Source organism: Oleiphilus sp. HI0061 (genome assembly GCF_001635675.1).
On the sequence record NZ_LWFE01001058.1, the window covers coordinates 1 to 12,128 of the forward strand.

Here is a 12,128-nt window from a genome sequence, read left to right on the forward strand (position 1 = left end):
TGACTAAGCTCTGTGGACATACAATCATCAGCACCTAGCTCACACGCTAGAAGTCGCTGATCAAGCTCCATATTGCGGCTAAGCACAATAACCGACATAGACTCAAGTTCTAGTGGGCATTCGCTCTTAATTTTGTCTAAAAAAGCTAAATGGGAGTTATTGCCGGGCATATCATCTATCAAAAGCAATTGATTATCGCTATATGCAGCGTGTGTCAATAAGCTTTCATAGGTCTGGCAATGCGTTAACTTGAAGTCTAACTGAAGGGAACGAATTGAATCACTGATAGTTGATGTATTGTATACAATGACGCCATACTTTTTTGACACGGTTGTCTCCTATATCCGAGGCACTAGTTACCTAAAAAATACAACTTACTGCTCCAATTCACGCCTTACGTCAAATCCCTTTCGGCGCACCTTGAAACAGGTAGATACAGCTCAACTCATTTAAGTTTAATAAGTATTTAGGTTTTATGGGTAATCTTCTTTCATAAATATAGGAAGCTTTTTCAGGTTTTACAAAGAAAAGCTTCAGAATTCTGACAAAAAAAAACCGACTACTTAGTAGTCGGTTTTGAATCAATCAATTAGCTAAACTTTAACGCTTACCTGAACGACGCAATGCCGCAGGCGTGAAGTCCTTACTCTTAAAGCTCTTTGAGTAGTCATAGCGAATAGGAATCTCATTAGCTAAACCACCTACAATATATCGACCAGACAACAAGTCGTGCAACGATTCTGCTGTTGTAATATGAGCTTTCACATCATAAAAGAACTTGTTATGAGCCTCACCAAAACGCCATAGCTCTCCACGACCATCATAATGATCTGCAACTAGGATTGCCCAAGAGTCCTCATCAATATAGAAAGTACGCTTTGAATATACATGACGCTGCCCTGCTTTAAGGGTACCGGTAACTTTCCACACCCGGTGCAGCTCGTATCGCATCACTTCTTGATCTAGGTGACCTGCTTTGATGATATCGTCATACTTGATACTCTTATCATCCATCGCATAGGAATTATAAGGAACGTATAGCTCCTGCTTTCCTTCTAGAGCCCAGTCATATCGATCCATCGCGCCATTGTACATATCGAAGTTATCGGTAGTACGCAAACCATCCGCCGCGGTTCCTGGTCCATCATATGCAACCTGAGGAGCTCGACGAACACGTCGCTGACCAGCGTTATATACCCACGCTCTACGTGGTTCTTTAACTTGGTCAATTGTTTCGTGGATAAGTAGAACGTTACCCGCCAAACGAGCCGGTGAAGCTACGCGCTGCTTAAAATACCAAAAGACGTTTTTATCTCCATTCTTTGCAGCATCCGTCAATTCCAATCGCTCAGAATAATGTTCTACGAAACGAATTGGTGAGAAGTCTCCTGATTCAGTAGGTGTAACCTGTACGTAGTCACGAACAAAGCTTCCCCCTCTTGAACGCATAATATGGTTCCAAACAACTTCTTTAGCATTCTTTGGAATTGGGAAAGGAATTGCACCTTTATAGCCTTGCACGCCATTCCCGTCATCAACCATTTCAGCATTAGTCGCATTATGCTTGAAATACTCACCGAATTTATCAATATAACCAACTGAACGATGAGTAGGATACACCTTCATTTTATAAGTAGAGTATCGCTCCAGGGTCTTCTTCTGACCATCAGACAACTTATCTGCATACTGAGCCATATTGTCTTTAGTAATCGTGAACAAGACCTGATCCGAAGCAAAAGGATCCGGATAAGGTTCACCCACCTTATAATCAGCAGGTGCTTCTACACCACCCGTCCACTCAGGAATTGTTCCATCTGCATTCCCTGCTTTTTCTGCACCAATTGGCGTTAATTCATTCCCTAATTTCGCCGTTTCTTCTGGTGATACTTTTGCCATGACATTTGCCGCACTAAAGCTTGCAGCAACAACACCAATGGCACACAAAGTTTTTATCATTTTCATTTAGACTACCTCGTTAAACCAAGCCAATGGGTTATTAGAATGAGTACGAAACACTAAGCGCAAGACTATCTCGGTCGGAGATTGTGTTATGAACCCCTCCACCGAAGTAATTGGTATACGCCAAGGTTGCACTGTACTGGTTTAAATAATCTGCTCTGACTGACAAGCCAAGAGATTTACGCCCCTCGATAAAGTTAGCACCAGGACCTGGCGCATAACCTTTCACATCATGGCTCCAAGCGACCTGTGGCGTCATATTCACACCGGCAAAAACATCGTTATATTGTAATGAGGTTCTCATACGGTAACCCCAAGAGAAGCCAGTAACATAACCCTCATCATCGCATGGACCTGTATAGGTTGGGTTTGAGCTGGCCAGAACGCCTTGACAAGTTAGCTCACCCACGAGATCGTCAGTCAGTTGACCATAACCTAACTGATCAGTCCGACCATAGCGGATTTCATCAGTATCAGGTAAGTTATGAACATATGTAGCACCCACCTCACCAACAAAGGCTAGACGGCTCGCACCCCAAATTTGATCAACAAACTTAATGGCGGTCATCTGAATCTGCGATACATCATAAGCGTCATAACCCGCTTGGACACTTCCATATAAAGGCGCTAATTCATCCGAAGTTATCGTTCCATCGCCGTTACTGTCAGTTGCTCTACTAGTAACGATAGGCGATACAACGTTACCTCTCGTTGCAAGCACTAAGTCTGGAGAGTTGAACTGCAAAGGCATATCATGCTTGAAGCTATACTCACCACCTAATGAAATACCACCAGGCCCAGTCGTGTTAAAGCTGAGACCTACCATTTGAATCTGTTCAGGGTACTGAATTTGATACTCAGCAGTCGAAAACTGTTCATCACTATCTATCGCACCGTCGCTATCAACGTCGGTACCGACTCTACCACCAACAATTGGTAAGCGACTATGGTATTGCAAGAAGTAGAAACCAAACTCTGTTTCATTCAAATCTGCAGCAAACCAGCGTAAAGCAATACCAAACTGATCAGTATCATCGGGCTTGTCATCATACATTCTCTGCAAGCCGGTTTGTCCACCCTGGTTCCACTCTTCAGTCATGAAGTTAGCACCCCAAACAGGGCCGCAACCATCGGCTACATAATCATTTGTAGAGAAGTAGGTTCCGCAATCATCAATTCGCGAAGGCTCATACTCTAGCTGAATAAACGCTTCAATCGTAATATCATCCGTTAAGCCAAGTGAACCATAAAGCATGTTTACAGGAATCAAAGCTTCTTTGATTTCTGCGCCAGGCGCTCGAATTGCACCAATATCTACTGGGTTAATAACGTTAATACCGTTAAAAATAAAGGTACTCTCACCCCAGCTGACTACCTGCTTACCTAGACGAAGGTTAAGAGGTGTATCACCAAACCAGAAATCTCGCCAGATATACGCGTCTAAAATTTCTCCGCCAGACGCGTTCGCTTTACCATTCTTACTCAACTGACGCTGATAACCATTGACGTCGGTATCCCTGTCACCATCTTTTAGCTCAAAGTCATACCAATACTTTGCACGAGCAAATACACCCCAGTCTTCATAAGTGGCTAAAAAGTCACTGGTACCCTTGACGATCTGCGAATAGGCATCACCCTTATCGAAATTAAGGTTACCGTCATCAGTATTGATTGAGAAACCTGACCCGCCATTACCTGTTCCGATCAGACGGTCGTCTCTACCTTCTACTCTCCAACTCGAGCCAGCACTAATATTAGTATCAAAACTTGCTTCTATATCGCCCATATAAAATTGAAAGGCGCTAGCAGGTGCTGACAATGTGGCCGCGACTGCCGCTGCTAAAGGCAGCTTTGCAAACTTATGCAACCGCTGTGTTTTTTTCGTCATCGAACGCTACTCCGTTACTTTGAGATTATTAATCTTTAGGCTCAGTTCAAGTGATTTTTCTTGTTTGGTGAAACCAATAAAGCCTAAGATCAAATCGATGTTGTACTACATGACAAGCTAAGCCCCAACAGAACCTTGTTAGCCATGTTGTTTTTCTAGATCCGCCGCTCTGAATAATTTCGGAGAGCTGCAAATACACTTAAAACAAAGCATAGACGCAAATTCTTCATTCCACCAACTTATAGGGAATTTTTTTTTCGACACCGATTCCAAGTAATTGGCAAAACAATCAGCGCGTATAAAAACAAGAGATATAACTGACTAAAACTTAGCTAAAATGACTAGTTTTAAATCTGAGAGAGTAAACAAAAAATACGGCGGCGAGCGCAACAAGACCACTAATAATAAAGGTCCAGTAATAGCCATATTCAGATACGACTACGCCACTAAAATAAGCACCTGCCGCACCGCCCGCACCGAAACCCAAACTACTATAAAGTGCCTGCGCCCGCCCCTGGTGCCTGAGTTTGAATCGCTGATGAACAAATTTGATCGCTGTCGCATGCATCGCTCCAAAAGAAAATGCATGAATACATTGTACGATAACAATTACCATCCAGTATTCTGCAAGCAGCCCTGTTACGACCCACCTGAAAGCAGTCAGCAATAAAGAAATAGCCATAATCAAACGTATCGAATGTAAGCCAAACCAACGGTGCATATAAATGAAGAGAAGCACTTCAGCAATAACACCTAAGCTCCATAGCACCCCAACCTGCGCAGTGCTATAACCCAAAGATTCCATGTAGATACTAAAATAAGTGTAGTAAGCGCCGTGAGAAACCTGCAATAAAAAGCAGACGATAAAGAATTGCTGAATATCACGTCGCTTTAAATACACCATAAAGCCATGGCTAGCTTCATCATGGCTTTGCGTTCTTTTCGGTTCCTCAAAATGAACTAAGCTGCTAACAAAAATCAACGCGATCACACAGAGCAAACTTATAGGAAAATATGCAATCCCCCAAATATCAAATACTATACCGAATCCCATAACACTAAAGATAAACCCGACTGAACCCCATAGCCGTATCCGCCCATACAACTCTTTCTTACTACCCAGATTAAAAAGCGTTACGACCTCTATCTGTGGCAAGACCGCATTCCAGAAGAAACTAAATAAGACAATAACTAGGGCATAAGCCTGAAAAGTGTTGGCAAAGAAAAAGCCGCTATAACAGACAAGCGTCATTAGCGTCCCAAAACGAACCAGAAAGACATTGTTACTAAAACGATCAGACAATGCGCCCCACAGTAAGGGAGCAAGCACCTTCGTTATCATCAATAAGGAAAGCAGCTGGGAGATTTCTAATAAGCTGAAGCCCTTACTATCGAGATATAGCCCCAAGTAAGGCGCCATGACACCTAGCAAGGCAAAATAGGTGAAATATAAAAATGATAGCTTCAGATATAAAACTGGCATTAAAAGCCCTGGCAAGCGAATCGAAAGCCAATAGAAGTCAGACTATTGATACGCAAAACTTCGTTGATCACACCCAAGCATCATAAGCCTAGGTAATTTGCTATTTCATAGAGATCTGGCCGCCCCTCTTCAAAGCCAAAATAGCAAACGGCTTCAGAACTCTCAGACTTAGCATCGTACTCAGAAACAACAAATTCGCACTGGTATTTTTTAGCAAGATCATATAAAAAATTTAGCGGTTCTTTTAGTTTAAATTTGGATTTCACCCGTAATGCAAAACCAAGTTTCCAGTCCTCTAAACATTCTTCAGGTCGAAAATCCAACAAACTAATAGAAGTCTTATTATTGAGCCAAGCACTTAGTTCAGCGAGTAGATCTTGAGAAATTTCTTCAATATCAATATCTGAATAGGATGAGCTATCTATATAGATGTGAATATCCATTACCCGCGAATACCTTCTGTTGTGAATACTAAACCCTATTATGTACGATAGAATTAAATTACTCTAAATAAAAAGTGCACTAATATCTCGACCAAGCTCACGTCAAACATTGCGACTCAAAAAACTCAAACCCAGAAATAATAATGCACGCTTTTAGTGCTGATCATTGTTTTTAGCGCTACGTTAGTGCACACATACAAGCAATATACGATAAATTCAAGAATTTCCTCTCCTGCTATTGAAATCCAATTTCAATTTAATTAATTTTGCACTGCCTTATAACAGTGCAATTTTGAAAATTAATTTTTGCACCAAAAGAACTCCGGCGCCATACGAAAAACAATATAAAAACGATAAATATCGCTTAGGCAAGAACTAATTACGCCATTTATTAAGCGACTCAGACATACAGGGCTACATATGAAATTAATTACGGCAATCATTAAACCTTTCAAACTAGATGACGTCAGATCAGCACTCACCGAATTAGGGCATCACGGCATGACTATCGAAGAAGTTAAAGGCTTTGGTCGTCAAAAAGGCCACACAGAGCTCTACCGTGGTGCCGAATACGTGATCGATTTCATTCCAAAACTAAAACTACAAATTGCCGTTGCAGAAGACGCTGTAGACCAAGCCATTGAAGCCATTATTTCAGCAGCAAACACTGGAAAAATCGGCGACGGTAAGATCTTTGTCAGCCCTATGGAACAAACCATTCGCATCCGCACAGGCGAGACCGGCAACGACGCCCTCTAAACAGAATCGAATTAAAAACAAACTCTTTACTCTTTTTAAAAATCAGGAGCTCTCTCATGAACAAACTCTTCCTGCTAGCTGCATCACTGCTAGCACCGTCTTTGGCTTTTGCTGAAGATGCGCTTAACGGCGCAAATACCGCCTGGATCCTTACCTCTACAGCCTTGGTATTGTTTATGACCCTACCAGGCCTAGCATTGTTTTATGGCGGTTTGGTTCGAAGCAAAAACGTTCTATCGGTGCTAATGCAGTGCTTTGCGATTGCAGGTATTTCTTCATTATTATGGTTCATCGTAGGCTACAGCCTGGCGTTTACGGAAGGCAACAACTTTATCGGTGACTTCAGCAAAGTTATGCTATCTGGCGTAACTCGTGAGTCTTTAGCGGGCGACATTCCAGAATCCTTATTCATGCTATTTCAAATGACCTTCGCAGTCATTACACCCGCACTAATTGTGGGTGGTTTCGCAGAGCGTATGCGTTTTTCTGCAATGGTTCTTTTCAGCGCAATCTGGTTATTAGCTGTCTACGTACCTATTACTCACTGGGTCTGGGGCGGCGGCTGGTTAGCTGATATGGGTCTATACGACTTCGCGGGCGGTACGGTAGTTCACATTACTGCAGGTGTTGCAGCGCTGGTTGCAGCGATTGTGATCGGCCCTCGAAAAGGCTTCCCAACAACAGCGATGCCTCCTCATAACATGACAATGACTGTAACAGGCGCAGGTATGCTTTGGGTTGGCTGGTTCGGCTTTAACGGTGGTAGTGCTTTGGCCGCTGACGGTAATGCAGCGATGGCAATGCTTTCCACACATATTTCTGCTGCAGCGGGTACGCTTACCTGGTTAGCTATCGAGTGGAAAAAGTTCGGTAAGCCAAGCGCTCTGGGTGGCGTAACAGGTATGGTCGCAGGCCTGGGTACCATTACTCCTGCTTCTGGTTTTGTTGGCCCTGGTGGCGCATTATTAATCGGTATTATGGCGAGCATAACATGCTTTTACGCAGTTCAGTACGTAAAACGCGTGTTGAAAATTGATGATTCATTAGATGTATTCCCGGTTCACGGCGTTGGCGGCATTATCGGTACTTTGTTTGCTGGTATCTTCTCTGCAACAAGCCTTGGCGTTTTCAGTGGTTACGGTTTTGCAGACGGAATCGAGTCAATGGCTGGCCAGCTTAGCGTTCAAGCCGTTGGTGTAATCTCTACCATTGTTTATACAGCTGTTGTTACCTGGATCATACTTAAACTCGTCGCAATCTTTACACCTTTACGCACGACAGATGAAGAAGAAGTTCAAGGCCTTGATGTCGTTGACCATGAAGAAACTGGCTACAATCTCTAAAGGCCCAAACGGCATTTGATCACACTTTAATCAAAGCCAAACACAAAACATGAATATTATTCATGTTTTGTGTTATCCTCCTTTTCTATAGCCTAGCATGAGCACTCTCCATGCCTGAGCAAATATAACAGGAGGCAAGCATGACCCATCTCAAGATCACCTTTCTAGTATTATTATTCCTAAGCATCAATATGACTGCTTGCAGCAGTGACTCGCCCGAGGGTTTTAAAAACATCTCATGGTCAGCCCAGTCGTTGCCTAAGGACTTACAGCGTATTTATCAGCAGAGCTGTAAAAATTGCCACGCAAATTCTGGCACTGGAGCGCCACTCACGGGGGACTCCAAGACCTGGAATAAGATTCTCGAAAACGGGATTGACGCCAGCGTTGAAAAAGCTATCAACGGCTCCGGTGGTATGCCGCCAGGTGGTCAGTGCTTTGAGTGCACTCCTGATCATTTCGTAAAGCTTATTCGTTATATGAGTAAGCCCCTTGAACAACAGTTATAAGGATGCGGCCATGAATAGACGTAGCTTACTAAAGTCACTTATCGCCACTACGCTTACCAGCTCTCTTCCACTGAGTAGCATGCTGGCAATCAATGCCCAGGCTTCTACAAGCACAAAAAGCTTCCCTTGGAAAAACTGGTCTGGCAATCAAAAATGCGTTCCGAGCGAACGCTTAGCGCCCGCCTCTATTGCTGAGCTGCAAACTCTGATTCGGCAAAAGCAACCCGGCATCCGGGCCTTGGGCAGCGGCCACTCCTTCTCTGCATTGGTTCCTACTAATGACATACTGCTTTCTACCCGGCGACTATCCGGTTTAAAAAGCATTGATAAAGAAAAGCAGCAAGCCACTTTCTATTCCGGAACTTTACTTAGTGAGTGCGGCCCTATACTCAACGAAAACCATCAAGCGCTAATTAATATGCCAGATATTGACCAGCAAACCCTTGCTGGCGCCATCAGCACCGCAACGCATGGCACAGGCATGTCATTAGGAAGCCTATCGAGCTATGTCATAGGCCTTGAAATGGTTAGCCCACAAGGTGATCTTGTTCAATGTTCTAATGAGCACAATCCCGAGCTATTTAGGGCAGCTCAGGTTGGCCTGGGAAGCCTCGGTATCATCACCTCAATCACGATGCAAAACCAGGCGCCATTTAACCTTATACGCGAAGCACAATGGATGAGTTTTGAAGACGTCACTGAGCAAGCCCATAAACTTGCCAAGGACAACCGGAACTTTGAATTCTTCTATTTCCCCTTCACCGGCATGGCGCTCACTGACACCTTAAATATCACCAATGAGCCCCCCTCATCGTCAGAGGAAATTGATGGTAACAGCGGCATTATGGACCTTAAAGCCGCCAGAGACTACTTGGGCTGGTCGAGTCAACTGCGCGAGTTGATTATCGGCACCTATATGAAGACCCTTGAAACACATACAAATATTGACCATTCCTACGCTATTTACGCCAATGATAGAAACGTCCGCTTTAATGAAATGGAATATCATCTTCCCGTAGAAGAAGGAATCAAAGCCTTAGGTGAAGTAAGAGACACCATTGAAAAACACTTTAGTGAAGCATTCTTTCCTATTGAGTGTCGCTTCATTAAAGGTGAAGAAGCCTGGTTAAGCCCCTTTTATCAACGTGACTCCATATCCATCGCAGTGCATCGTTATTTTGAAGAAGATTACCAACCGATGTTTAAAGCAATTGAGCCAATTTTTCGAAAGTATGGAGGACGACCTCACTGGGGCAAGCTTAATACATTTAGCCGCGAAGAGTTCAAGAAAAGCTACCCAAAATGGAATGATTTTATTGAGCTAAGACGCAGCTTTGACCCAGAAAGCAAATTCCTGAATACCTACCTGAAAGACACCATCGCTTAAGGTCTAGCTAGCGCCGGGAAAGAGCCTATTCAGGCTCTTTCCAAGCCATCAGCATCTCACGGGTTTTAGGGTAAACATCCATAAATTCTTGATGCATAGGTAATATGTTTTCGATAGGCTGCCCGTCTTTGCAAGCTATCTCAATTTTCTTTGCTGCCTCAGCGAGCGCCAAGGCACTCAAATTGGCAGCAACGCCCTTTAGAGCATGCGCGCTATTTCCTGCCGCTTCCAGATCGCCTTTATCGATATCTGATTGCAGAGTATCAACATACTGCGGCATATCACTCAAAAACGAAGCTATCATAACTTTCAGGATTTTGGACTTCCCCATTACCCTGCGTAATACATCACTTTCATCCCAAATCTGCAACTCAACCCCCTTCGTTTCATCTGGTACTGCCTCTTCAACTATTGCAGAAGCCTCTTCACTTAAATCACAACTTTCGCTCACTTTTACAATTTCACCTACTTGGGCTGCCTTCTGATCAACACCCGCCACAAGGTGAAAATAGAGCTTTCTTTCCAAAACCTCAGTATCGATAGGCTTGGATAAATAATCATTCATTCCTGCTTCAAGGCAGCGTTCCTTATCGCCCTTCATTGCATTCGCTGTCATCGCCATAATAGTGATATCTTTATAACGAATTCCAGCCGCACCACCTCTTATTTCTCGTGTTGCTTCATAGCCATCCATACCTGGCATCTGACAATCCATAAGAATCAGGCTATACGGCAAATTGTCTGGCGAATTTTGCAAAGCAACCAACCCACTATCGGCCAAATCAGCACTGAGCTTCAATATATCCAGCAATGCTAAAGCAACCATTTGATTGACATGGTTGTCTTCGACCAAAAGAATACGGGTATTATCCGGCCACTGGTAGCCACCTGGTAGGCTATCCTGATTCTGATGAATACCGCCATGCTTCAAGCCACGATCATGATCACCCGCCTCTTGCCCACCCTTACACACACTCTCTTCTGAGAAAATAATATTAAGAGAGTCGAACAAATCTAAGGTCGTGGTTGGTTTTGGAAAATAGGCACGACAACCCAAGTCTGAAAAAAACTGTGAGTCGCCCCGGTTCTGCAAGGATGTCATCATCACTAGGTTTGTCTCAGACAAACCCTCTTCCTCTCTAAGCCTTTTCGCCAGTTCAACACCATCTATACGCGGCATATCCATATCAATAAATATAGCTTTATACCGAATAGTTTCACTATCCTGAGCAGCCTTGGTCAACATATCCATGGCGTCGCTAGCTGAATCAGCCTGCGCTACATTTGCTCCCCATACTGTTAGCTGACGCGTCAAAAACTCCCGATGACTGGTATTATCATCAACAATCAGGATATCAGCCCCCTTGATATCGACATCGGGGCTAACCGTTTGAGATTGTTCACTTGTTTCAAGCAAAAGGTTAAATCTGAAACAACTCCCCTTACCCGCCTCGCTTTTAACAGAGATGCCGCCTCCCATCATTTCGCATAACTGCTTAACAATCGCCAGCCCTAGACCACTGCCACCATACCTTCTGGTCGTTGAGGCATCGACTTGAGTGAATGAGTCGAACAACTCCGCTATTTTATCTTTTGGAATACCTATACCGGTATCGGATACTGAACAATTTAGGCGAAGGAGGTCTCGACCATCTGCAGAGAGCTCAGGAGTTAGCGACACTTTCACATAGATCTCGCCTTCGTGAGTGAATTTAATCGCATTACCCACCAGGTTTGATAGAATTTGCCTAATTCTTCCAGGGTCCCCTTTTACCAGGCTATGTTCAACATCAACAACGTCAATAATCAATTCAACATCGTCTTCACAAGGGCGATGACCGATGGCTTCAGAAAATTCGCCAATCATTGAGCGCAAGTTAAACTCTAGAACTTCAATATCCAACTTGCCGGCTTCGATCTTGGAAAAGTCCAGAATATCATTGATCACAGCGAGCAAAGAATGAGCACTCGATCGAGCTAAGGTCACTTGATGATGCTGCTCTTTATTAAGCTCACTATTAATTAGCAGCCCCAACATACCTAAGACACCATTCATTGGTGTACGTATTTCATGGCTCATGCTGGCTAAAAACTCGCTTTTGGCTCTAACAGCAGACTCGGCCTCATCCCGGGCAACGATAAGCTCTTTAGTCTTCTGCTCTAATGCTGCCAATGCATACTTAGATTCTTGATCACTCGCCTCTAAAGCCTTTTCATGCATTTGCCTCATTACCAGCATATGATTGAACGCTTCAGCCAAGCGTCCTATTTCATCATTGCTATCAATCTCGACTCGCTGATCCATCTCTCCTGCCGCAACAGCCATTGTTGCTTCTGCAAGCTTTGTAATGGGCCTA

At 43.7% G+C, this 12,128-nt stretch carries 10 protein-coding genes; 4 read left to right on the plus strand and 6 right to left on the minus strand.

Annotation, left to right across the window (positions count from 1 at the left end; all coding sequences use genetic code 11):
- The 5 genes from A3735_RS14380 to A3735_RS14400 form a co-directional block, all read right to left on the minus strand.
- Positions 1-329: hypothetical protein (locus A3735_RS14380; protein WP_156499671.1), on the minus strand; the 329-nt coding region annotated here is incomplete at its 3' end.
- A gap of 271 nt (positions 330-600) precedes the next feature.
- The gene (locus A3735_RS14385; RefSeq protein ID WP_068515587.1) at positions 601-1,962 is read right to left on the minus strand and encodes a DUF1329 domain-containing protein; all 1,362 of its coding nucleotides are present in this window, start codon (positions 1,960-1,962) and stop codon (positions 601-603) included.
- Positions 1,963-1,996: 34 nt separating this feature from the next.
- Positions 1,997-3,847 (minus strand): DUF1302 domain-containing protein, encoded by a 1,851-nt coding sequence (locus A3735_RS14390; RefSeq protein WP_068515590.1) that lies wholly within the window; start codon positions 3,845-3,847, stop codon positions 1,997-1,999.
- 328 nt (positions 3,848-4,175) lie between these two features.
- Positions 4,176-5,330, minus strand: a complete 1,155-nt coding sequence (locus tag A3735_RS14395) for an MFS transporter (RefSeq protein WP_068515593.1) — start codon at positions 5,328-5,330, stop codon at positions 4,176-4,178.
- Positions 5,331-5,410: 80 nt separating this feature from the next.
- Positions 5,411-5,773 (minus strand): hypothetical protein, encoded by a 363-nt coding sequence (locus tag A3735_RS14400; protein WP_068515596.1) that lies wholly within the window; start codon positions 5,771-5,773, stop codon positions 5,411-5,413.
- A gap of 420 nt (positions 5,774-6,193) precedes the next feature.
- Between A3735_RS14400 and A3735_RS14405 the strand changes: the two genes are divergently transcribed.
- From A3735_RS14405 to A3735_RS14420, 4 genes are all read left to right on the plus strand, one after another.
- The gene (locus A3735_RS14405) at positions 6,194-6,532 is read left to right on the plus strand and encodes a P-II family nitrogen regulator (protein WP_068515599.1); all 339 of its coding nucleotides are present in this window, start codon (positions 6,194-6,196) and stop codon (positions 6,530-6,532) included.
- A 56-nt stretch (positions 6,533-6,588) separates the two neighbouring features.
- Positions 6,589-7,875: an ammonium transporter gene (locus tag A3735_RS14410; protein ID WP_068515602.1), complete on the plus strand. Its 1,287-nt coding sequence runs from the start codon at positions 6,589-6,591 to the stop codon at positions 7,873-7,875.
- Positions 7,876-8,015: 140 nt separating this feature from the next.
- Positions 8,016-8,384: a cytochrome c5 family protein gene (locus tag A3735_RS14415; protein ID WP_068515605.1), complete on the plus strand. Its 369-nt coding sequence runs from the start codon at positions 8,016-8,018 to the stop codon at positions 8,382-8,384.
- Positions 8,385-8,394: 10 nt separating this feature from the next.
- Positions 8,395-9,771, plus strand: coding sequence for a D-arabinono-1,4-lactone oxidase (locus A3735_RS14420; RefSeq protein ID WP_068515609.1), 1,377 nt, complete (start codon positions 8,395-8,397; stop codon positions 9,769-9,771).
- Between the two features lie 25 nt (positions 9,772-9,796).
- Here the strand turns inward: A3735_RS14420 and A3735_RS14425 are convergent.
- Positions 9,797-12,128 (minus strand): response regulator (locus tag A3735_RS14425; RefSeq protein WP_156499672.1); only part of this gene is annotated, 2,332 nt, incomplete at its 5' end.